Genomic DNA, 22,937 nt, shown 5'->3' with positions numbered 1-22,937 from the left:
GACATCTTTAGTCCTTTAATTCCCATTTTTAAATGGATGTAAAAAGGCGTAAATGGAACGAAGACAAGGTGTGTCAATCGTATGTAATTTAGCATTTTTCAAAAGATATCCTTGAATGCTATCTAATTCAATTCTTAATCCTTTTTCTAAGTCTCGATGCATGGAAGAGGTCATCTCAGGCGGTAGATCTTGAAGCTTCGTCATGGTCTCTGTAACTAACTCTTGAGAAAGATTAATCTTATTTGCCATTCCGACAACAACGACTTCTTTAATCAGTTCTTTCAAAAATTCAATCATAACAGGATCTTGTAATGCAACTCCAATTGGTTGTCGCAAAACGGAAGTAACTCCACTTAATGTGGTTAAGAACGTATACTTTTTCCACATATCCACGACAATCTCTTTCGATAACGTACTAGGAATATGAGCTTTCTCAAAAGAAGTAAGGACTTTTTGCAAGAAATTCTCATCGCCTTCTAAAATGGATCCAAACACGATGTGATGCAATTTGCTCGTATGAACAATATGATTGTCATTATTCAGTGTTGATTCAATATAGCAAATTCCTCCTAAAACACGATCTTGTCCGAACGTTGATGTTAATAAATCCAGATGCTCGACTCCATTTAAAAGCGGAAGGATTTTTGCTCCATTTTCAACTAGTGTGGCAAGCTCTGGCATCGCAGCTTCTAAGTGATAATTTTTTAAAGCAACGATCACAAGTTCTGGCTGTTGAATATCCTTCGCTTCGGTTACGACATGTGGATGTACTGAAAAATCTCCATAAATACTGTTTACTTGTAATCCTTGTTGTGTTAACTGTTCGTATCTTTTTTGTCGAACCAAGAACGTAACAGCTTCTCCACTTTTTGCAAGCTTTCCTCCAAAATAACCTCCCACTGCTCCTGCTCCAACGACAACAATATTCAATTTCCATTCCCCTTTCTCTTACAGTTGTTTATTTGATTGAATCATCTTTTCGATAAATAGATCATGAGCTCTTGATACAAAATCATGCTTTCCTTTAATAATGGAAAATTTTCTAGTGAATTTTCGATTTCCAATATTAATTTCCTTTAATTCCCCTAACTCAAGCTCTTTCCGAACGGTTAAACGTGAGATCATGGCAATACCAAGGCCGGCTGATACTGCCTCTTTAATTCCTTGACTGCTGCTAAAAACAAAAGAACGTTTCACTTGTAAATTAAGATTTTGAATAAGTTGATTGCTAAAAGCTCTTGTCCCTGAGCCGCTTTCTCGCAAAATCCAAACTTGATCATGTAAAAGGTCAGGAGCGACCATTCGAATTTGTGCTAATGGATGACTACTTGAAGCAATAATAATCATTTCATCATCCATAAATGGGACAGCTTCTACTTCTTGTTCAGATACTTCTCCTTCAATTAAACTTATATCTAATTCGTTTGAACGAGTTTTCTTTATAACCTCTTCTGTATTCCCCACCATTACTTCAACGTTTACCTGTGGATGTTCTTTTGCGTATTCAGCCAGAACTCTTGGTAAAATATACTCACCTATTGTGAAACTAGCTCCAATTTTTATGGTACCTTGAACAATGTGTTTCTGATCAGCAATTTCCTGTTTGGCTTCTTCATAAAGCGCAATGATTTTTTTTGCTTTTAAATAAAACATTTCTCCAGCAGCTGTCACCTTAACTTGCTTCGGTGAGCGTATAAACAAGGTGGTCTCGAGTTCACTTTCTAAATTTCTAATGTGAAGACTCACATTTGGTTGAGATAAGTTTAATACTTTTGCTGCTTTTGAAAAATGGCGTAACTCTACTACCGTTACAAAAATTTTTAAATGGTCAATATGCATAAATCCACCCTCATTTATCGCTTGCATCATTCTATCTTTAGCATACCAAAGGTTTTATAAGCTGACCACGATTGTTTCGCTATCGTTGGGTGTTTACCTATTTTTAGTTAAACTGGTTACGTGCCCAAGCAAATTGTCCTCTCCATCATAGTGTAAAAGTATAGCAACTCAAAAAGGAGGTTTTCCATTATGAGTTTCTACGGAGCACCTATGCATGGCTATCAAGCAGCACCGATGTATGGTTATCACGGTACTGGAGGTAGTGGCTTTGCGCTAATTGTTGTGCTGTTCATCCTACTCATTATTGTAGGCGCAGCATACGTTAAATAATGAATCCAACTCAACCCCTGCTAAAAATTAGCAGGGGTTTTTAATAAGAGTTCCTATTAAATAACGTTAAAAAATGATAAAATAATAGAAATATTTTGGAAAGGACTGACAATATGCATCCACATGTAAATAAAAATGAAGGTGTCTTTCCTTCCGTATGCTCACTTGATTGCCCTGACCAATGTGGTCTCTTAGTACATAAAAAAGCCGGAAAAATTGTAAAGATTGAAGGCGATCCTGAACACCCCGTAACCAAAGGAGCCATTTGTAATAAAGTTCGTCATATGACTGACCGTCTCTACGACCCCCATCGTCTTAAAACTCCATTGAAACGAATTGGAAAAAAGGGGAGGGGAAATTTGTGCCGATTTCATGGTCGGAAGCCATTGCAGAAATTGCAGAAAGATGGTCGAATCTTATTGCAGATAATGGTCCTGAGTCCATCCTCCTTATAGCTTTTATGGGAATATGGGAAATGTGAACGCCGAAGGAATGGATCGTCGTTTTTTCCATCGTTTAGGCGCAAGTCGACTGGAACGCACCATTTGTCAAAGTGCAGGATCAGTTGGCTATACCTACACAATGGGCGGCGCTTATGGGATTGATCCTGAAGAGACAACAGAAACGAAGTTATTTATCTTATGGGGGATTAATGCTGTTAGTACAAACATGCATCAAATGATGCTCGCTCAAAAAGCTCGTAAAAACGGGGCAAAAATTATTGTCATTGATGTCCACAAAAATCAAACAGGGCGAATGGCCGATTGGTTTATTCCTATTGCCCCTGGTACAGATAGTGCGCTCGCTCTTGGGATCATGCATGTTCTATTTAGTGAAAACTTAGTCAATGAGGCTTTTCTGAGAGAATATACCGTTGGATATAAGGAATTAGAAGAACATGTTCGTCAGTATGATCCAAAAACCGTCTCACACCTTACTGGAGTTTCTGTCGAAGACATTCTGAAACTAGCTCGAATGTATGGAACGACCTCTCCTTCGTTCATTCGAATTGGCAACGGGCTGCAACATCATGACAATGGTGGAATGATTGTACGTACGATCTCTTGCTTACCAGTCTGACAGGAGCTTGGCTTGATAAAGGAGGCGGTGCTATTAAATCAAATTCCGGATTTTTAACCCATAATACTCATGCACTACAACGGCCTGATTTATTAAAAAACAAACAAACGCGTTCATTTAACATGAATCAACTGGGCACCGTATTGCTAGAAGCCGCTCCAGCTGTTCACTCTCTTTTTGTTTATAACTGTAATCCAGCTATTGTCACACCTGAGAGCAATAAAGTTCGCCAAGGTTTAATACGCGATGATTTGTTTACTGTTGTTCATGATTTATTTTTAACTGAGACAGCCAAGTATGCTGATATTGTCTTGCCTGCAACTTCTTCTTTTGAAAATACTGACTTTTATACATCTTATTGGCACCATTATATTCATTTGCAACAGCCAATTATAGAACCTTATGAAGAAAGTAAGTCAAATTCAGATGTGTTTCGCCTATTAGCTAGAGCAATGGGATTCGAGGAAGAAGCCTTACTAGAATCTGATGAAGAATTAATTCGTCAAGCAGTAGATCATAAAGGGAATATATCATACTCAACCATTACCTATGATCAATTGCTAAAAAATTTATATGTAAAGGCAAATCGTGATGCTTTTTCGTTATCGTCACTTCCGACACCTAGCGGAAAAATTGAGTTATATTCAAAGACTATGGAAAAAGAGGGGTACCCTCCTCTCCCCACTCATATGCCATTAGTTCAAGAAGAGCACTTTCCATTTCTTTTTGTACCAGGTCCGAATCACAATTTCTTAAACTCAACGTTCTCTAATAATCAAAAACACCGAGAACTAGAGAAAAATCCAATCGTTCATATGAATGAGCGTGACGCTAAAAAGCTTGATATTGATGATAAGGAATTGGTTCGAATCTGGAATGACCGTGGTGAGTGTCAATTAACGGTTTCTGTAGGAACGAACGTTCTTCCAGGCGTTCTTGTTACTCAAGGTTTGTATGCAGATCTGGCTGGTGACATGCATCTTGTGAATGCACTAACACCGGATCGGTTAGCTGATATGGGTGGTGGCGCTACCTTTTTTTCTGGAAGAGTAGCCTGTGAAAAAATGACCTAAACGATTATTAAAGAAGAAAAACCCGTACTCATTTTTTATCATTCACCTATTATAAGCATTGTTTCAAAGGTCAAGTTCATTCTTTGAAACAATGCTTTTTTATCATATTTTGTAAAGACGTTCATATACTTGGACAAAGAGTCTTTACAGGCTACTTTCATTTTAACGAACGGTGGTGCTCAATTTGAAAATCATTTCATGGTATGCTCATAAGGAAAACAAAAATGAAAAAAAGAATCCTGACAAACCTTTAGCAAAAGCTCCGCTTAAAAGTATTTTTAAGGTAAAGAAAAGCGACTAATCTAACCGAGAGACATAGCTATTGCTATGTCTCTTTTTCGTTGTTGATCAATTGCGTCGTTTACTAAGCATGATTCAGTTCAGAAAGACCCGTTAAATAGACTATGACACCTTTACGTCCTAAAGTTTGAATCGATTGAATTTTTTTGTAAACCTTCTCAATATGCCCCCTTTCCTCTAAAGTGCTTAACACCTCCTTAACAGTTGCTTTTTTATTTGTTAGTGGAGAAATTAAAATATCTTCCTGAACAATTCCAAAGCGCTCTTGCAAATAATGTTCAATCAAAGAAATGACCCCTTCCTATTCCTTACTTTATTATCTTATTTGAAATCTTACATTCTATAAGTATGTCTTCTCAAACAATTCGTAAAGTTATCTGTCACAATAATCGTGCGGATTCACGCTTTGGACATAATTTGGTTAAATACATACCGGCTTCTGTCATTTAGTTTATGTTCTCCCTTGTTCATGATGATCCTCTTCAAAGAAAGTTCATCATATTTTAACAATCATAAAAAAAGAGGTAACAAGAACCCATAGGCGTTGTACCTCCTTGCAATGAGAATAACGGAGAGCTACGGAACGAACATGGCAGAACGCACGTTGCTTTAAAATGATAAAGTGTAAGAAATCAGAGCTTTTAAGGGAAAGGCATAATAGAGAAGACGTTTGAATGGTAAAATAGGAGGGTACTGATACCTTGTTCTGTGCACTCTTAAAATAGAATAAGTTAGAAATGGAGTATTAAGGAAAGGATGATCTTGTGATTGCAGTAATATTTGACTTAGAACTGATCAAAAGATTTCGAAAAGGACAACCAAGTGAAATTGTTGAGATTGGAGCGTGTAAAGTAGATCTTAGCAACAAACAAATTGTGGACCAGTTTCAACAGTACATTTCTCCTAAACGAGGCAAAATATCAAAAAGTACACGAAAGTTTATAAAAATGAGTGAGGACGATGTAAATAAAGCTGTTTCGTTTGAAGAAGGAATTTATTTGTTTACCGAGTGGCTTGGTAAAGAGTACTATTTATGTTCATGGGGAAAAGACGATCGTGCTCATTTCATCAATCAGTCTGTTCAAAATAAGATCAACCTCTCCTGGTTGCGAAATTATAATGATATTCAAAAACCAATAGGAAGATTAATCACTCCAGACGGAAATCAACAACTTGGGTTAAAAAATGCATTATCTATTGCGGGAATTGAACCAGTTGGAAAAGTTCATCGGGGAATTGATGATGCGATCAATACAGCAAAACTTTTTATTAAATTTCTTGACAAAATTGACTTAAAAGAAAATACCTTATCAGAGGAAGAAATTGCTCAACAATACAAAAAGTATAAACGTTCTAGATTTCGTCATATAGAAGATAAAAAAGCACACTCTCAGCAAAAGCCGAGAATATAACCGTTTTCTTTATGAAAGGAGACGGACCTGATGCTACCTATTTTTGAACGAGGATCGCACGTGGTTGATTCCCTGTTTTTATCACCTGTCCATATTGGAGCCTTATTGATTTTCATTATTCTTGTATGTACTCTTTATTTTTTTCGCCATTTGGCTATTATGAAATCGCTCGGTCGTTACGGCCTAATAAGTGTGTTAGTCATATCTGAACTAAGCATAATCCTATGGACCTTCTCTGTCGGGTTATGGGATATTCGTTTTACCCTTCCGTTACAACTTTGTACAATTAGCCTGTACATTTGCACGTTCATGCTTATTAGGAAGAGTTATCGACTGTTTGAAATTGTTTATTTCTTTGGATTGGCCGGAGCCTTTCAAGCCTTGATCACACCTGATTTATTTTATACGTTCCCACACTTTCGATTTATCCATTTTTTTCTAGCACACTTTGCTATTATTTTGTCTATTTTGTATATGGTATGGGTGGAACAGTTTGTTGTTACGTTTCGTTCTATGCTCAAATCGTTTTTAGTTTTGAATGTAATAGCAGCCATTGCTTTTTTAGCCAATTTGATGACGGGAGCCAATTATATGTTTTTAGCTAGGAAACCAGAGAACCCAAGTATTCTAGATGTTCTCGGGCCTTTTCCTTTGTATATATTATCTTTACAGGTAATTGCCTTTATTATGTTCTTAATGCTTTACCTGCCTTTTCTTATTCTAAGAAGAAACTAGCAATCAGAAAATGATTGCTTATGTTTCTTCTCTTCTATTCGAGAATCGCACCTCTTCGTTGAACCATTTTAGCTGTTGCTAAAGAAGGAACCGTTCGAATAACGTCTGTCTCTTCAATCCAGACGTTAACGAAATCTCCTTCTACGATCTTACTAGCAGCAAGTACATCATTCTTTTCATCAATTATGATGCATTCTCGTATATCAACATATAATTGATTATTCAACAATAACCAATGATCTTCTACGTTAAACACTTCTCCATGAATATCTGGTTTTTCATACATTTTAGGTACCGTTCTTTGTTTTGTTGAGGAAAAGAGATGTAGAATAATTTCAGATGTTTTCTTTAATAAACCAACCATTTGCTCACCTTCTTAAAACTGTTTATAAATAGAACGAATCGATTCGACAAATCGTCACAAAAAAGTGGAGAGAACATTTTCAAACGTTCTCTCCACTACTTCTAATGTAAATCAAAATGAGATAAATCAAACTGATTATTGTTGATATAGCTCTGTACAAAAGTTGCTTCTTCATTAGATAACTCTTGAAGTTCTTCCCCGCAAACAATTGCTGGCCCATACAATGCTTTTACTTTGTTGTTTTTAATTTGAACTCCTTCTTCATGACATACAAAACCGAATCGTTTATTCTCTAATATAAGACTCAGAACGTGTGCTTCTCCCTTAAAATATGCCTGTGGTTCAACATGTAAAGCGGTAATGAAACTATCCTCTCTAGGATATATCTCAACAATACGCATAAGTTTCACTCCATAAAAAATAATAGTTGATAATATACCCAAAAAAACAACAAATAAACATTTTAATTAAAATTTATAGAGACGGCGATATTTTTCTTCCAAATAACGGACGAGCGGAGCTGCATCAATCCCTCCACCCGTAATGTCTTTTATAATTTCGGCTGGTTTTTTCATTTTTCCATGTCGATGCACTTTCTCTGTTAACCACTGACGAATTGGAGCGAAGTTGCCTTCTTTTACTAATTGGTCAAAGTTTGGAAGATCTTTTTCCATTGCCTCTTTGATTTGTGCTGAATAGATATATCCTAATGCATAGGAAGGAAAATACCCGAATGCGCCAAATGACCAGTGAACATCTTGAAGTACGCCTTCTCCATCATGAGACGGGCGGATCCCTAAATATTCTTCCATTTTATCGTTCCATGCCTGTGGAAGTTCTGCCACTGTAAGTTTATCTTCCATTAATGCTTTTTCTAACTCATAACGTAAGATAATGTGTAAGCAATAAGTTAACTCATCACTTTCAATTCGAATCAGTGATTGCTTTGCTTGATTGACTGCAAAATAAAAATCTTCTAACGACACATCATCAAATTGACCTGCTGAATGCTTCTTCAGTACATCATAATTCCGCTCCCAGAATCCGATGTTTTTACCAACGAATTTTTCCCAAAAAAGTGATTGTGATTCATGGATCCCCATCGAGGTTCCATCCGCTAGCGGTGTCCCGATTAATTCCTGTGAAATGTTTTGTTCATATAATGCATGTCCGCCTTCATGAATCGTTCCAAATAAGGCAACACGAAAATCATTTTCATTGTACTTGGTCGTAACTCGGACATCATTTGGATTTATTCCAATTGCAAAAGGATGAACGGTCTCATCTAAACGACCTGCTTCAAAGTCATATCCAATTTCTTTTAAAATATCTAAGCTTAGAGACTTTTGATTTTCTTTAGGAAACTTTTCAAATAAAAAATCAGTCTTTGGTTGATGATTTGATTCCATTACTCCTTTTACGAGTGGGATGAGTTTCTCACGTAATTCACCAAAAACTTTGTCAATGGTGTCAACAAAAACACCAGGCTCATAATCATCCAATAACGTATTATAAGGGTGTTGTTCATAACCCCAATACTGAACGAATCTTTTTTTAAATTCCACTAACTTCTCTAAATTAGGGCGGAAAAGTTCAAAATCAGCTTTATCTTTTGCCTCTTCCCAAAGAGATTCAGATTGAGCTTGGAGCATGACATACTCTTTGTACTCTTCTTTAGGTATTTTTGCATTTCGTTCATACGTTTTAAAACATTCATCGATGGTTTTCTGCGTAATGTCTGACAGCTGCTTGTATGTAGGTTTCTTACTTAATTCCTTTAAATAATGCCCCATTTCTTCAGATGTTGACATGGCAAACACGTCTGCCGATAATGTACCAATGACTTCAGCTCGCTCAGAAACCCCCTTTTTCGGTGCACCAGTTCGGGAATCCCAAGCTAAAACGGCAAGTGCTTGACCATAATCTTCAATTTTTTTTACATATTGTCTGAAATCTGCTTCCAATTGTTGAATTTCTTGAGACATTTATAAATTCCACCTTTTTCAAAGTTTTTTACCTACTTTATTTCGTCATGCGAATTGTTATTCCCTGCAACAATAGAAAATTTCCTGCACGTATGGTATTGTGTTTACTATGTAAGGAGGGAACCGATTATGAATATAACAATTACGGATTCTGCAGTTTCATTATATATAAAGGAAATATCATTAAAAAGAGGGGATTCTCTTCGTCTTTTTGTACGAATTGGAGGAGTCGGATCAGGTGGTTTTTCTGTTGGTGTTAGTAAAGAAGATCCTACCCCCACATCTTACAAAGTAGAAAAGTCTGGTATTACCTTTTTCGTAAATGAGGATGACTTTTGGTATTTAGATGGGATGACCATTGACTATAATGAAGATTTGGGATATGTAAATTTCTCTAACCCTCATATAGCCACACTTGATCATCCGGATAAAAAATAAACATAAGAAAGCCTTGCTACTTGAATAAGAGCCACTGAAAAAAGTATTCTCACCTTTTTCAGTGGCTTTATCCTTTATTCTTTAGCTTCCTTTAACTGATGATCTGCTTTTGCCAATAGTTCTTTTGACATTTCAAAAAATGTTTGATCAACACCTGATTGATGCGCCATTGCCTTATGAAGCTGATCCTTTGCATCATTTACAGCATTTGTAGCTGCTTGCAATTGTTCATCATCCATCGTTCTTGTTGCTTGTCCAACCATATGCTCAGCCGACAACACCGACATTTCAACTTGCTTAATGTCATTAAAACCTGATTTCTCTGTCATACTATGCTCCTCCTTTACGAGTAACAAACTTCAATTTCAGGTTGTCCATATGAAAGCAATTCATACTTGTACGTGTTAAAAAGAAATTTATTTAATTTAAGCATATTCTTTTCATAAGCGGACAATATAATGAGCGAGGAGCCATTGCTTCTCAATCATTACACAGTCACAATATCCAATGAGGTGATTGCGTTGTACACAGTTCCGGAATTTCTAGAATGTTCTTTGTAACATACATGAAATGAGGGGTGTCTGTGAAAGACAATAATCGTTAAGGCCGCAGAAGAATTACTAAATAGTATATGTTAGCGATTTTTATCAACTCTAATGAGGTGGTACCATTGAACAGGAACCGAGATTTTCAAACATGTTCTTTGTAACATACATGAAATGAGGTGTCTGTGAAAGGGATAAATCGTTACGACCGCAGAGGATACTAATAGTAAGGAAAATCGATTTTATCACTCTATAGAGGTGATTCTATTGTACACGATCCGTATATTTCAAACGTGTTCTTTGTAACATATATTGAAATGAGGGGTGTCTGTGAAAGACAATAATCGATACGGCCGCAGAGGATAGTTGTTGGGTAATGATTATGAAGGGATGACCACGTTTCCGTTGGTCATCCCTTCTTTTTTTCTATCTCGTTAATAAAAAACAAGATCTATTCACAAATTATCCAGAAAATTTACTAATCACATTCCTTAATAAAAACTAAGCTAAAAGATTACGGTAAGTGAAATTGTTTTTTTAGACGAGATGAAGGTATTCTCTTCATCCCAATAAATGCTTCAAAAGAAGTCCTTTACTTTTCTTTACGCGGTGGACGCGGTCCAAAAAATTGATAATAATCCACTTTCAGATTTCCATTATATAATTTCCGTTTTTTCGTTGCTTTTTTTCCATAAAGCTCTTCAAAGCCTTCATGTGATGTAAGCATGTAAACAGACCACGTATCTAATAAATCAAATGTGCGCCCCATATCTATATACATGCGCTCTACTTCGTCACGCTCACCTAATCGTTCTCCATATGGCGGATTTCCTACGAGTATTCCATATTCACCGCGATGCCTGAAATCTTTCACTTGCATTTGTTTAAACGTAATCAAATCTCCGAATCCAGCTTCCCTTGCATTATTACTTGCAAGCTCTACACTGCGATGATCAATATCCGTCCCTAATATATCTAATGGTTGATCATAATTAGCCACGTCTTCAACTTCCTGGCGAGCCGTATCCCAGTGATCTTTTCCAATCCAATGCCAGTTTTCGGAGACGAAATCACGATTAAAGCCAGGGGCTATATTTTGCCCAATCATTGCTGCCTCGATTGGAATAGTACCTGAACCTGTAAACGGATCTGCAAATGGGCGGTCTGGCTTCCATGGCGTTAACATAATCATGGCAGCGGCTAGCGTTTCTTTAAGAGGTGCTTCATTATGTAGATAACGATAACCACGTTTATGTAAGCCCGTCCCACTTGTATCAATTGTTAATGTCGCCACATCTTTATGTAAGGCGACTTCAATTCTGTACAAAGGACCATCTTCATCAAACCAACCTCTTTTGTAGCGTTTCTTCATGCTCTCTACGACTGCTTTTTTGACAATCGCCTGGCAATCAGACACACTAAAGAGCTTAGATTTTACGGATTTTCCTATGACCGGGAACTCTGCATGAACAGGAATTAAATCCGCCCAGGGCAATGCTTTTGTTTTCTCAAATAATTCATCGAATGAGAATGCCTTAAATTCTCCAACTTTTAATTTAACGCGATCAGCCGTACGAAGCCATAAATTCGCTCTAGGAATCGCAGAAACATCAGCTGTAAACGTCACTTTCCCGTTTTCTACTTGTACATCTTCATATCCTAAATCTTTTACCTCACGAGCAACAAGAGCTTCAAGCCCCATTGTCGCCGTTGCAATTAGCGTCACTTTTTCCATTATTTACTCCTTACCAAACAGATTGCTTTTATTATACGATTTCTCGAGTATGATGACAAACATCGACAAATAAAAAAAGCCCCTAAAAGGGGACACTCATAAAACCATCCATTAACCATTCGATAAGCCATGTTCTGTTCCTTTGTACTGCAAACGGTGATGAGCCTCGTACTCCGGTGGTAATCATCTATCTACAAGAGATCAGTCTCTTGTTCTTCTTAACAGTTCAATTTCCGTATGAGAAGATGCCCCTACCATATTTTGGGTTTCTCGCTCGTGGGGTTTACCTCGTTCCACTCCATTCGTTTCCAAATGGACTCCGTCACTGTGGCACTTTCAAAGGTATCACACCATATCCGAAGACGTAGGTGCTTCCCTTGCCGTTAGTCCAGTCATAACCAGACTACCCTAGCTTATGAATTGGCTAGGCACGATCACTACGGACATCGCAGTCCGTGCGAGCATGGACTTTCCTCTACACGACAAGCGTGCAGCGATTACCTGAATGCTTAATGTTGTCATGAGCGACAAGGATCAGTATAACCTGTATCATCGTCAGAATCAATAGCCAAATTCGACTTTATTTATTTTTCCTTATCGCTTGTCTAGCTAATGAATCAGCATTTTTGTTCTGATTACTCGGAATCCACTTCAAAAAAAACAAATCAAATTGATCGATACGTGTCAGTGCTTTTTCTAAGTATAATTGAAAACGTTTATTTTTCACATAACGTTTCTCAATCGCATCATCTATTAACTTTGAATCCGTTCGAAAAGACACCATCTTTAAGTCACGTTCAACACATATATCAAGCGCTATAATTAATGCTTCATATTCAGCCTCATGGTTGGACATAGTGCCTAATGGAATGGCATGGTTTTCAACTTGCCCATTTTTATAATTGATAAATACCCCAGCCCCTGAAGGTCCAGGATCCCCAGCGCTTGCACCGTCAATGTATACATCGATCATAAAAGATCCACCTACTCGTACAATTTGCTTCCGAATACTTTTTTCTCTAAATTCGATAACCTTTGTAAAATATCATAATTTGTACTACCAACCGTTTGGGTTGGTACTTGACGCTGAGATCTATCAGATAATTTTTTCACTTCTCGTTTCAACTGGTTGTTTTCTTGTTCTAATTGCTCAACCTTACGTTGAAAAAGCTCGTAATCTTGTATAATAGCATCTAAAAATTTATCGACTTCATCAGGATTATATCCTCTCATGCTTGTTTTAAAATCTTTTTCAAGAATTTCTTTCGCTGTAAAGCGAATGTTTTGTTGGTTCATTTTCCTCACCTCTACCCACTTGTATGAACAGCTTTACTCTCTATTTTTCCAAAAGTTCGTCTTCTTGTCAATTTAAATTACGAATCTCCTTCTGATTCAAATTGATTATATTGTTCTTCTTGTACTAATAAATCAAGGTCAGTTGGTGTAATAAATATGACCTGAAACTCATCATGCATTTGGCGTTTCTTAGCGACTTCCAGATAATATGTTGGTGATCCAGGCTTTTCTTCATCATATAGCAACATCAAACCATCTGCCTTTGCTATAATGAATTCATTTTTTTGTTTTAGTTGCAATGGGTTGTCATATGGCCGCTTTGTAATGCTATCTACAAAATCAGCTTGGTTTATTATTTCTTGATAATACGTTTTCGTTGCATCTTGCCACCGTTCTTCTTGATTGAGAAATGGGGTTAGAATAGCTAATTGCAACTGTGGAAATTCTTGTTTTAATTGAAAGATAACTTCAGCCGCCCATAACTCAACCCCTAATTGCCCACTTATGATCACCCATTCAAGTCCTTCGTCAATAAGAGGTCGAATTCTTGTTTCAATTGCTTTTTTTATGTAATAAATCCCTTTATGTTTTTGGTCAAATATCCCCAACTCATGTGCTTTGTATCCTGAAATAGCAATGGTCTTCAACTGATCACCTCTTTTTTATTATGTAAAAGAGCGAACTGAAAAAATCAGTTCGCTCCATTTTATTATTAACGTCTACGGAACCCAAATCCTGGTGCTCCTGCAGCGCCAAATCCTGGACCTGCTGCTGGACCAAACCCTGGTGCTCCTGGTGCTGGTGCTGGTGCTGCTGGCTGGACAAACTGTTGGTTAAATACTTGTTGACTTTGAGAAGTTGTATGCGGGAAGCTCGCAACATGCTTATAAACATGGTTTGTGTTGTAGTGTGTGTGTGTTGGGTAAACATGTGGCACAATATACTCACACGTTTTATCTACAACATTTTGTTGAGTTGGCGCTACTTGAGTAGGCATCACTTGAGAAGTTGTTGGAAGCTTACATACATTAGGTCTTGGTTTGCAAAACATAAATTAATTCCTCCTTTTATATTTGAGTCAATAATAACCTATGTTTGAACCACCAATCCCGTACTAGATATTTGCCCCAAAAGACCGCCTAATCCCTTAAAAATAAAGGGATTGGGTCTTTGTCTATAACAGAAAAAGCGCAGAGTCCCTAATTTCACTCATAATAAACAAAGTAAGTCCAATCATGACAAAAAACAACACTAAAATAGCACGATACATCTTGATCACTCATCTCCAAATTAAGAATTACCGTAACATATTGTAATCCTTTGTACGCCGTATGACAATTCTTTTTTTTGCATTACATAAAGTTACAAAAACAACATAGTTTTTTGTAGCCATTTGTAGAATGCACTCACTTTCTGCGCTTACCCAGGAAATGGAATTATTTAGCTTTTTTTTGTTGTAACCTTGTCATTCTTTGTTCTAACTCTCCAATCGTTTTCTTCTGTTTTTCAAGCGGTTGCTTTAACAAGTTCGATTCCTGCAGTGCTAGGTCGCAATAATAGATCGCTTTTTCAAAGTCTTTCACTTGATGCTCATACAGTTTTGAACATTCAATCGCAGCATGAAACGTAAACTGTCTTGTACCAACTAAATCAGAAAAATATCCTAACGCTCTCTCCCACTTCTTTTCTTTTTTTAGTACAGTCGCATAAGCAAATAAACTAGCTTCTCCAATGTCAGTTCCTATGTGCATGAGTTGTTCATATTGCCTCATAGCAATTTCTTTTTCACCAAGTGCCATATACCACCTAGCTATTTCATACTTTTCTTTCGTTGAAACAGTAGAAGTATTCCAATCGAGAATCATCGATGAGAGGTGTGTATATAACCCCATTAACGATAGAACGTCCCACTCATGATGCTGAAAGACTCCTTTTAAATAGTTCGGGTCAGGATCTTGAAGGAAGTCAAAATATAACATTGGCACCATGTAACTAGGTGTATCTTCTACTCTGTGAAACTTCAATACTTCTTTCTCGACTGTCGATAATTTACAGGATGGCAAAACATCTTTCCACATACGTCTTGCTGCATGCAATAAATCAAAATGTCCAAATTTAGGGAGCTTTGGGACTTGGTCACGGACAAACGTATGCCTTGTTTTTACTTGAGGCCAATCAAAGGCCTTTCCATTATACGTAACAAGATTCTTCAATGAACCCACTTCGTTTAAAAAGAAATGATAGAGGGCCACTTCTGATTCTGGTCCCGGCAAAAAATACTGTTTTACCTGTACATGATTCTCTTGAATACAACAATGGCCTAATAGAAATATAGTATTTCCAGCCCCGCTGCTAAGCCCGGTTGTTTCTGTGTCAAAAAAAACAAGCTCCTCTACCTTCTACCTCTAGCAGATAAAGGGTGATTTTCTATGTGGTGCTGCCACTTTAAAACAGTCTCTTTCAACTCAAGAAATGAATACATGCCGTGCTGCTGTTCTAGAGTAAATCGATTCTCTCTTATGAGGTATATTGATCTTCAAACCAATTCGCCGTTGTCTGAAACTCGCGCCATTCTTGTTCGAAGGGGACTGAGGGGTGTAATCCAACCTGTTGTTGTTTCTCCTTTTTACCTTTCTCAATCCCCATATGTTGCTTCATACGATTAAGTTTGTTTTTCATCCCATCACCTTCTCCCCTTCTGTAAGGAGACGTACAAAACGCTTCACAATGGCTTTGCTATTATGATCACTAGAACCCACACAGGCTGGGCAGCCTTTTTCACATGTACAGGCAGAAAGAAGGCTGTTTACTTGCTGTAAAACAGTTGGTAACTTTTGATAAACCTCTTTCGCTAGACCAATTCCACCGGGATATCGGTCATATACAAAAATGGTTGGCTGTTCAGAGTGTTCCGCTTTCATTTGCGGAACAACATGGAGGTCACTACGATCACACATGACAAAAACAGGCGCCACTTGTTGAATCAACTGAGCTAGTCCTGTTAACGCTTGATCAAAAGCTCGTTCTCCAAAATGTTCAACCATAGTAGTAGAAAAGCTAATCCACATCGCATTCGTATGCAATTCTTCCTCCGGTAAATGAATGGGGCCTGAACCAATGTTTTCAAAGGTTGACAGTCGAATTTTTTTAAAAATGGTTGCTTTTGCGTTCACCATTACATCTCCATAGCTAACAGTCGTATCTTTTTCAACCCGAACGGCATCTTCTTCTAATACTTTTAACTGTATGGCTAAATTCGCATCAGTAAAATATTCTACATCCACTTCACGAACAAACGCTTTTTTTTCGTCCCAATCTAAATATTCGACTTGAAACTGTACTCCTTCATGCAGATAAATAGCTTCATCATGGAGCAACGTCATGGCGCTAAACCGATCCATTTCTCCAATAACTGTAGGGGTAGCCACATGACTTTGATCAATGATAATGACGTTTTCCTGTGAGGCTGATCGTAAACTAATTCCATGAGCCGGAAATGCATCATTCATCCAGTACCATTTGTTTCCTCGTTCATGCAACACTTGTTCGTCTGCCAAAAACTCTAGAATTTCTTCCATTTCAATATCATCAAATAAGTCACCTCTTTTAAATGGCAATTCATATGATGCACATTTTAGGTGATCAACAAGTATAACTAAATTATCTGGATTAATTCTTGCCGACTCTGGACTTTTATCAAAGAAATATTCTGGGTGATTCACCACATACTGATCTAAAGGAGTAGAACTAGCAACCATTATAATGACAGATTCATTTTGTCTTCTCCCTGCACGACCTGCCTGCTGCCACGCACTTGCAATTGATCCTGGGTATCCTGTCATAATACACACTTGTAATTGCCCTATATCAACTCCTAACTCTAGTGCATTTGTACTCACTACCCCAATAATATCTCCTTTTCGTAAGCCCCTTTCAATTTCTCGACGTTGCTTTGGCAAATATCCTCCCCTGTAACCACGAATCGTATCAGGTCCAATGTATTTTTTGGTTAATGCTTGCAGGTGGCTTAAAATAATTTCTACCCGGACACGACTTCTAGCAAATACAATTGTTTGAATCTTGTTTTCTAGAAAACGTTTGGCTAGATTATTCACCTCTACCGTGGCACTCTTACGAATATTTAGTGCTTGATTGACGACCGGAGGATTATAAAAAAGAAAATGCTTTTTCCCTCTTGGTGCCCCGTTTTTATCAATGAGGCGCATTGGACATCTCGTTAACGATTCAGCTAATTCTTTTGGATTAGCAATGGTTGCAGATGTGCAAATAAAAATTGGATTACTTCCATAGTAATGAGCAATCCTTTTGAGACGGCGAATGACATTTGAGACATGACTTCCAAATACGCCTCGATACGTATGTAATTCATCGATCACAACGTATTTTAAATTTTCAAAAAAAGCAACCCACTTCGTATGGTGCGGTAAGATTGCTGAATGAAGCATATCTGGATTCGTGATAACGACATGGCCCGCCTTTCGAACAGCTTGCCGAATATTGGGAGCTGTGTCACCGTCATACGTAAAACATTTAACGTCCACTCCAATCTCCTCTATCATTTCATTTAATTCACTTTTTTGATCTTGTGCAAGTGCCTTAGTTGGAAATAAATAAAGGGCGCGACTCTCTTCGTTTTCAACAATCTCCTGTAATACAGGCAGGTTGTAGCACAATGTCTTCCCCGATGCTGTTGGTGTAACGGCAACAACATGTTGATTTTGTCTCGTAAGTTGAAACGCTTCAGCTTGGTGACAGTACAATGATCCGACTCCTCTTCTTTGTAACGCTTGTTGAATACGGATATCTAACTCGTTTGGAAATGGAACAATTTTTGCTTCCACTGCGTCCATTTCATGCCAATGTACAATTTGATCTTTCAACGCTTCATTATTTCTAAAATCATGTAATAATTCCTGTAAATCTTTTTTAAACAATTGCTACACCTCTTTTTCCCCATTCACCTTTTGCTCCAAAACACTCTAGTATGATGATATTTCTATTTTAGCGAATGTTTGTTTGTTTTTCTAGCCTGAACGATTACACCAAAATGTTCCAATTTATTAAAATTGATTAAAACACATACCATTTAATTGGGATTTATGTAAAAATAATGGGTAACGTTTGACATAATAGATTCTCACTCTTACGATTAATAAAGAAAGTAAGAAAATCGATTTATGATGTTTTAAGTTTCTTGCTTCAGGGAATAGGTATGAAGCTGCGAGTGGTGTATCTACAAACGCTTGAAGAAATAAAATGAGAAAGATGTTGATTTCCTATGGAGAAAAAACATTTACATGAAATTTCATTTTTGCGGGCGATTGCGTGCTTAAGTATTGTTCTCCTTCATTCCATTGTTTGGGGAATGGAGTATGTTGGTTTTTTATTGAACTTACCTGACTTCAGTGAACGTTTTCTAGATTCTGTTACCATCTTTTTATATTATGGAACGCCTACATTTATTTTTATTACAGCCTTTATTTTAGGTTATAGCTATAAAGAAAAAAGAAGCATTTCTAAGGGATTTCTTTCAAAGCGTTTAAAGTTTATTTTAATCCCTTATATTTTTATGGGTTTCATGTATGCTTCCCCCTATGCTCTTTTATCTTTTGAACAATTTGCATTGAAATCTTTTTTAAATATTTTTATTGGTGATTTTCATGCTTATTTTGTTCTGATTATTTTTCAATTTTTATTTATTGTTTGTTCTTTTCAAAAAATGGTTAGATCGTGCATCCCCAAAAAAAGTCATTTTGTATTCGTTTTTAATAAACGCTGCATATTTATTCCTTTTTAACTTTACTAGCCCATTTAATTTCGTGTTTGGTGAATATATTTGGGAGCGATTCTATTGGATTCCATTCCCTGGTTGGATCTTTTACTTTACAATTGCTTATTACGCCGGTCGTCATTATGAAGCCGTTATCCGATTTATACAAGTGTACAAAAATTGGGTCATTGTAGCACCATTTGTTACTGGTTTCTTTTTACTCTATTTTTACCATAGCGGGTTCCTTGTCATCCATAGTTCTAAACGAATTGACATATTAGTCCATACATTAAGCGTCATTGCTTTTGTCTTGTATTTCGCAACAAAAATGAAGTCTATCCCATCTTTGTTTATGGTCATAAATAAATATTCGTATGGGATCTATTTGTTACATACGAGCTATATATCAATCCTAATTGTTCTACTTGCACTATTATCATTAAATATCGGAATTTTTACGATCCTTCTTTTATTTATCGTAAGCATAACCGCTTCTATTGCGACCATTTATTATTTAAACCGCTTTTCCTTTGGAAAATACATCGTAGGAAAGGTCGATATTTCTAACAAACCAAAAACCGTTAAAAAAACAAAAACAATCTTGGTTAGTGACAATCAACATTCAAGTTAGGGTGTTTTTACATGATAGGTCGAAAAAGAAGAAGAAAATTACTCCTTCTCGCTGGCATGCTTAATGTACTAGTGTTAATTCTAATTAGTTGTAAGAACTCATCATCCATACAGTCTGGTGAGTCTACGTGGGATTACCATGAACATCCCGAAGACGAGGGGTGGTCCCAAAAGAAGTTGGACGAAGCTAAAGACTTTTATGATTCTCTTGGTTCCACTGCTGCAATGGTCATATATAACGGAAAAGTCCTTTTTGAATGGGGAGATGTAACAAAAAAAAGCAGTGCCCATTCCGTTCGAAAAAGCTTTTTAAGTGCGTTATACGGAATTCATCACGAACAGGGGACCATCAACCTTGACGATACTTTAGAAGAATTAAACATAACCGATACAACTCCATTGTCAGTCTTAGAATTACAAGCATCTGTTGAGGACCTTTTAACCTCTAGTTCTGGGATTTTTTTAAGCGCAGGTGAAGAATCAATCTGGATGAGATGGAGACGTCCAGATCGAGGAGCTCATTTACCTGGAACATACTTTCATTATAATAACTGGGATTTTAATGCACTGGGGACCATCTTTAACCAGCAAACAAAAACGGATTTGTTTTTAGAGTTTTATGAAAGAATTGCACTACCGCTCGGGATGGAAGACTATTCTCCTGAAGACTCTTACTATAAATATGAAGAAAATAGGTCCCTTCATCCTTCCTATTTATTCCGTATGTCCACACGTGATATGGCCCGTTTTGGTCAATTATATCTTCAGAACGGACAGTGGGCAGGCCAACAGATTATACCAAAAGAGTGGGTATTAAAAAGCACATCCGTCCATACTCCTGTTCATTCTTCTCTTACATATGGTTACGGATATATGTGGTGGGTAGCAGATAAAGGTCCCTTCAAGGATCTAGGTCTATATTCAGCAATCGGTCGCTACGGTCAATCAATTGATGTCATACCCGAACACAATTTAGTATTTGTCCATCGTGTTGATTCCGACCGATTTATGAACCGAACCATCCACCATGTCAATGATCGTAATCGTCTTCGTTTATTGGAGATGATTTTAGAGGCAAAAGAATTCTAAGAAGAAAAGAGGTGTCCTAGGGGGACACCTCTTTCTTCTTACCTGCTTATAAACATTTGAGTCCAGTAATGACCCTCTTCATGATACCCAACGCCAATATGTGTATACGTTTGATTTAAAATATTGGCACGATGTCCTTCACTGGTCATCCAAGCTTGTACAACCTCCTCAGCGGAACGTTGCCCTTGGGCGATGTTTTCAGCAGCTGATTGATACGAAATATCAAAATCCCTGATCATATCAAAAGGAGAACCATATGTTGGACTTGTATGTAAAAAGTAATTATGTTCTTCCATATCTTGTGATTTGACTCTAGCGACATGACTTAGAGAATCATCAAGTTGTAAATCGGGCAAGCCGTTGTTCCTTCTTTCTTGATTGGTTAGCTCAGCGACTAATCTCTCAAGGTCCGAAATATTCTCAACTTGATTTTCCCCCTCTGTTTCAGTTCTTGGCTCCTCTACTTCAGGGGAAGGCGAATCTGGTTGGACAATTCCTGGTTCTGGGGCTGGCCCTTGTCCATCGGCTTGTTCAATCGGCATACGATTTTTTAATCGTTCGATGATTTCTTCTCGAGGAAGAGATGTAACACCTTCAGGCAAAATTTGCGTTAATTGTTCAGGTGTTAATTCTCTGACTCCTTCAGGAATATGTTGTGATAGTTCATTAGGAAGTAACGCTATCGCTTCTTCTCTCGTTAATTGGACCGAATGCGCAACTTCAAAATCATATTTTGCGTGTTGTGTTTGAATCGGCTTCGTATGTGGGAATTGTTCACTACTGGCTGTTGTAAAGTCACTTGATATTTGCCCTTCACCTACAGACATTGGATTCATTGCTTGAGGATCATTTTGACATCCAGTAAACAAAAGCAATGCACAAATCATTAAAGCGATATTTTTCATTGGATTTGCTCCTTTTTTTCTTTTAGTGTTTCTAGAAAATGCTTACATCTTGCATCGAATTCTTCTAAAGCTCCTTACAATTTTGGCAAGCATATCCTTGAATAGAAGGATCGTTTTCGACTGATCATAATAAATGTTTGAAACACTCAAACCAGATTGAAGGGGGAAGCAACATGAACATGAACATGTTTGGACGTAAACGCAAAAAAAATAATGGAAATACGTTAATGATGTCTGTGGTTGGTTTAGGAGTCGGAGCTGCTGCTTATACAATGATGAGAAATCGTAATAATGGCGGCGGCAACATGAACATGATGGAACCAATCAGAGATATGTTAGGTCAAAACCAGAACCAGCGTTAACGTTTAGGTTTAGGTGCCTTTAAAGAAAAAGCTAAAAACCATTTCTTTTTCAATTTGAGCATTTTTGTACTATGCAAAACCTGCTATGACTTTCATAGCAGGCTTTTTTTAATGAACAAAACAAACTGCTAACAAGGAGATTTATGTTAGCAGCCTGAATAAACTACGCTATTTTTAATGTTTTTCCAAAAGGAACTTTCGGTACAAAATCATTTGGTACTAACCACATAACATCATAATCAACTTTCAACTCTTCGTAAAAATAGCCAGTCACATCCGTAATATAATATAAAATATCAATGTTTTCTGTCTCTCCCCACTCAAGCACTTCAGTATAGGAAGACTTTCCATGTGTAAAATACGTTAAGCTTGCTCGATCAATCGGGGAGATGTCCCGAATTTTAAAATCGGATTGAATGAGTCTCGTCTCTGGATTTACCTGGGCAAATAATTCAATAATATTTTTAATTAATTCTTCATTTACTTCATTAGTTGAAGTATCAACTGCCAAAGCTATTTTCTTACCCTGTTGACGCTGAAGTGTTGATAATAACGCTTTTTGCCATTTCACGAAGTAATTCTCCCCTTCCTAATGAACGTGCATGTTTATTTTGTTTTCAATCGCAAAAGATATTCTTGATAAAAATATCTTTTAAATGTGCACGCATTATATGACAAAAAAACCATGAGAAAAAGAAAGGATCTCTTCTCTCATGGCCGTATTTATTTAAACTCTGAGTAAAATGGTTTAATCCCAGTTATGATCCCAATTACTGTTTTGACCCCAGTTGTTTTGATCCCAATTCGATTGGTTATTCAAGTTATGGTTTGGATATGACATTGTTGGTTGATTAGGAAATTGTTCAACAGGACTATTAGGCATTCCAACTCCCGGGTATCCTCCTGGCATTGGGGCCTGGTGCTCACCAAATCCCGGCATTGATGCGTGCGGCACTCCAGGATAACCTGACATTGGCGCGTGTGGCATTCCTCCTCCAGCATAACCTGGTATTGGACCTTGTGGCATT

General features: G+C 37.2%; 25 protein-coding genes, 1 other RNA gene and 2 pseudogenes. 9 read left to right on the top strand and 19 right to left on the bottom strand.

Annotated elements, in window-relative coordinates; translation table 11 throughout:
- Positions 1-15: 15 nt before the first annotated feature.
- Both JCM9140_RS04870 and JCM9140_RS04865 read right to left on the bottom strand, forming a co-directional pair.
- Positions 16-930 (bottom strand): ketopantoate reductase family protein, encoded by a 915-nt coding sequence (locus JCM9140_RS04870; protein ID WP_034743128.1) that lies wholly within the window; start codon positions 928-930, stop codon positions 16-18.
- A gap of 18 nt (positions 931-948) precedes the next feature.
- Entirely contained in the window at positions 949-1,839 is an 891-nt protein-coding gene (locus JCM9140_RS04865; RefSeq protein WP_034743124.1) for a LysR family transcriptional regulator, read from the bottom strand.
- Between the two features lie 189 nt (positions 1,840-2,028).
- On the opposite strand from JCM9140_RS04865, the gene JCM9140_RS22995 reads away from it, so the two are divergent.
- Together JCM9140_RS22995 and JCM9140_RS04860 are read left to right on the top strand one after the other, a co-directional pair.
- Complete coding sequence (locus JCM9140_RS22995) at positions 2,029-2,169, top strand: YjcZ family sporulation protein (protein ID WP_081727565.1); 141 nt, start codon at positions 2,029-2,031, stop codon at positions 2,167-2,169.
- 113 nt (positions 2,170-2,282) lie between these two features.
- Positions 2,283-4,322 (top strand): annotated as a pseudogene (locus tag JCM9140_RS04860) (molybdopterin-dependent oxidoreductase).
- Between the two features lie 364 nt (positions 4,323-4,686).
- On the opposite strand, the gene JCM9140_RS04855 reads toward JCM9140_RS04860, so the two are convergent.
- A complete protein-coding gene (locus JCM9140_RS04855; protein WP_034743121.1) occupies positions 4,687-4,908 on the bottom strand; it encodes a hypothetical protein in 222 nt (73 codons plus the stop codon).
- A 478-nt stretch (positions 4,909-5,386) separates the two neighbouring features.
- Here JCM9140_RS04855 and JCM9140_RS04850 point away from each other — a divergent pair, with 478 nt between their 5' ends.
- Both JCM9140_RS04850 and JCM9140_RS04845 read left to right on the top strand, forming a co-directional pair.
- On the top strand, positions 5,387-6,034 hold the full coding sequence (locus JCM9140_RS04850) for a 3'-5' exonuclease (protein ID WP_052002067.1): 648 nt from the start codon (positions 5,387-5,389) through the stop codon (positions 6,032-6,034).
- Positions 6,035-6,064: 30 nt separating this feature from the next.
- On the top strand, positions 6,065-6,769 hold the full coding sequence (locus JCM9140_RS04845) for a YwaF family protein (protein WP_052002066.1): 705 nt from the start codon (positions 6,065-6,067) through the stop codon (positions 6,767-6,769).
- A 34-nt stretch (positions 6,770-6,803) separates the two neighbouring features.
- Here JCM9140_RS04845 and JCM9140_RS04840 read toward each other — a convergent pair whose 3' ends face one another.
- From JCM9140_RS04840 to JCM9140_RS04830, 3 genes are all read right to left on the bottom strand, one after another.
- On the bottom strand, positions 6,804-7,133 hold the full coding sequence (locus JCM9140_RS04840) for a hypothetical protein (protein WP_034743120.1): 330 nt from the start codon (positions 7,131-7,133) through the stop codon (positions 6,804-6,806).
- 101 nt (positions 7,134-7,234) lie between these two features.
- Positions 7,235-7,534, bottom strand: a complete 300-nt coding sequence (locus tag JCM9140_RS04835) for a hypothetical protein (protein WP_034743117.1) — start codon at positions 7,532-7,534, stop codon at positions 7,235-7,237.
- 66 nt (positions 7,535-7,600) lie between these two features.
- Entirely contained in the window at positions 7,601-9,118 is a 1,518-nt protein-coding gene (locus JCM9140_RS04830) for a carboxypeptidase M32 (RefSeq protein WP_034743113.1), read from the bottom strand.
- A 129-nt stretch (positions 9,119-9,247) separates the two neighbouring features.
- On the opposite strand from JCM9140_RS04830, the gene JCM9140_RS04825 reads away from it, so the two are divergent.
- Positions 9,248-9,556: a HesB/YadR/YfhF family protein gene (locus JCM9140_RS04825; RefSeq protein ID WP_034743111.1), complete on the top strand. Its 309-nt coding sequence runs from the start codon at positions 9,248-9,250 to the stop codon at positions 9,554-9,556.
- Between the two features lie 74 nt (positions 9,557-9,630).
- Here the strand turns inward: JCM9140_RS04825 and JCM9140_RS04820 are convergent, their stop codons facing one another.
- The 10 genes from JCM9140_RS04820 to JCM9140_RS04785 all read right to left on the bottom strand — a co-directional run bounded on the left by JCM9140_RS04820 (position 9,631) and on the right by JCM9140_RS04785 (position 18,087).
- A complete protein-coding gene (locus JCM9140_RS04820; RefSeq protein ID WP_034743108.1) occupies positions 9,631-9,885 on the bottom strand; it encodes a DUF2564 family protein in 255 nt (84 codons plus the stop codon).
- A gap of 808 nt (positions 9,886-10,693) precedes the next feature.
- Positions 10,694-11,836: a THUMP domain-containing class I SAM-dependent RNA methyltransferase gene (locus JCM9140_RS04815; protein WP_034743104.1), complete on the bottom strand. Its 1,143-nt coding sequence runs from the start codon at positions 11,834-11,836 to the stop codon at positions 10,694-10,696.
- A 118-nt stretch (positions 11,837-11,954) separates the two neighbouring features.
- Positions 11,955-12,345, bottom strand: an RNA gene (gene rnpB / locus JCM9140_RS22990) — RNase P RNA component class B.
- A gap of 71 nt (positions 12,346-12,416) precedes the next feature.
- On the bottom strand, positions 12,417-12,809 hold the full coding sequence (locus JCM9140_RS04810) for a reverse transcriptase-like protein (RefSeq protein ID WP_034743101.1): 393 nt from the start codon (positions 12,807-12,809) through the stop codon (positions 12,417-12,419).
- A gap of 11 nt (positions 12,810-12,820) precedes the next feature.
- Entirely contained in the window at positions 12,821-13,132 is a 312-nt protein-coding gene (gene gpsB / locus JCM9140_RS04805) for a cell division regulator GpsB (RefSeq protein ID WP_034743098.1), read from the bottom strand.
- 77 nt (positions 13,133-13,209) lie between these two features.
- Entirely contained in the window at positions 13,210-13,779 is a 570-nt protein-coding gene (locus JCM9140_RS04800; protein WP_034743095.1) for an SLOG family protein, read from the bottom strand.
- 65 nt (positions 13,780-13,844) lie between these two features.
- Positions 13,845-14,183 carry a CotD family spore coat protein gene (locus tag JCM9140_RS22330; protein WP_052002065.1) on the bottom strand — a complete coding sequence of 113 codons (339 nt, stop codon included), beginning with the start codon at positions 14,181-14,183 and terminating at the stop codon, positions 13,845-13,847.
- A 385-nt stretch (positions 14,184-14,568) separates the two neighbouring features.
- Positions 14,569-15,465: a ribonuclease H-like domain-containing protein gene (locus tag JCM9140_RS22985; protein WP_235715282.1), complete on the bottom strand. Its 897-nt coding sequence runs from the start codon at positions 15,463-15,465 to the stop codon at positions 14,569-14,571.
- A 184-nt stretch (positions 15,466-15,649) separates the two neighbouring features.
- A complete protein-coding gene (locus tag JCM9140_RS24365) occupies positions 15,650-15,811 on the bottom strand; it encodes a hypothetical protein (RefSeq protein WP_235715277.1) in 162 nt (53 codons plus the stop codon).
- The gene (locus JCM9140_RS04785; RefSeq protein ID WP_034743092.1) at positions 15,808-18,087 is read right to left on the bottom strand and encodes a DEAD/DEAH box helicase; all 2,280 of its coding nucleotides are present in this window, start codon (positions 18,085-18,087) and stop codon (positions 15,808-15,810) included. Before JCM9140_RS04785 ends, JCM9140_RS24365 begins: the two co-directional genes overlap by 4 nt.
- A gap of 344 nt (positions 18,088-18,431) precedes the next feature.
- Between JCM9140_RS04785 and JCM9140_RS22320 the strand changes: the two genes are divergently transcribed.
- Genes JCM9140_RS22320 through JCM9140_RS04775 form a run of 3 tightly spaced genes read left to right on the top strand, consistent with a single transcriptional unit; the run spans position 18,432 to position 20,642 of the window.
- Positions 18,432-18,950, top strand: coding sequence for an acyltransferase family protein (locus JCM9140_RS22320; protein ID WP_052002063.1), 519 nt, complete (start codon positions 18,432-18,434; stop codon positions 18,948-18,950).
- Between the two features lie 22 nt (positions 18,951-18,972).
- The gene (locus JCM9140_RS22315) at positions 18,973-19,554 is read left to right on the top strand and encodes an acyltransferase family protein (protein WP_156314767.1); all 582 of its coding nucleotides are present in this window, start codon (positions 18,973-18,975) and stop codon (positions 19,552-19,554) included.
- Positions 19,555-19,565: 11 nt separating this feature from the next.
- Positions 19,566-20,642 carry a serine hydrolase domain-containing protein gene (locus JCM9140_RS04775; protein WP_034743089.1) on the top strand — a complete coding sequence of 359 codons (1,077 nt, stop codon included), beginning with the start codon at positions 19,566-19,568 and terminating at the stop codon, positions 20,640-20,642.
- A gap of 38 nt (positions 20,643-20,680) precedes the next feature.
- Here JCM9140_RS04775 and JCM9140_RS04770 read toward each other — a convergent pair whose 3' ends face one another.
- Positions 20,681-21,547, bottom strand: a complete 867-nt coding sequence (locus JCM9140_RS04770) for a CAP domain-containing protein (RefSeq protein WP_034743084.1) — start codon at positions 21,545-21,547, stop codon at positions 20,681-20,683.
- Positions 21,548-21,720: 173 nt separating this feature from the next.
- Here JCM9140_RS04770 and JCM9140_RS04765 point away from each other — a divergent pair, with 173 nt between their 5' ends.
- Positions 21,721-21,909: a DUF3918 family protein gene (locus tag JCM9140_RS04765; RefSeq protein ID WP_034743081.1), complete on the top strand. Its 189-nt coding sequence runs from the start codon at positions 21,721-21,723 to the stop codon at positions 21,907-21,909.
- Between the two features lie 163 nt (positions 21,910-22,072).
- Here the strand turns inward: JCM9140_RS04765 and JCM9140_RS04760 are convergent, their stop codons facing one another.
- Positions 22,073-22,480 carry a VWA-like domain-containing protein gene (locus JCM9140_RS04760; protein ID WP_034743077.1) on the bottom strand — a complete coding sequence of 136 codons (408 nt, stop codon included), beginning with the start codon at positions 22,478-22,480 and terminating at the stop codon, positions 22,073-22,075.
- 177 nt (positions 22,481-22,657) lie between these two features.
- Positions 22,658-22,937: pseudogene (locus JCM9140_RS04755) on the bottom strand (hypothetical protein); the annotation flags it as partial.

It is taken from the genome of Halalkalibacter wakoensis JCM 9140 (assembly GCF_000513095.1).
GTDB classification, from domain to species: Bacteria; Bacillota; Bacilli; order Bacillales; family Bacillaceae_D; genus Halalkalibacter; species Halalkalibacter wakoensis.
Note: the sequence above shows the minus strand (reverse complement) of the source record. Positions and strands in the feature narration are given on the sequence as shown.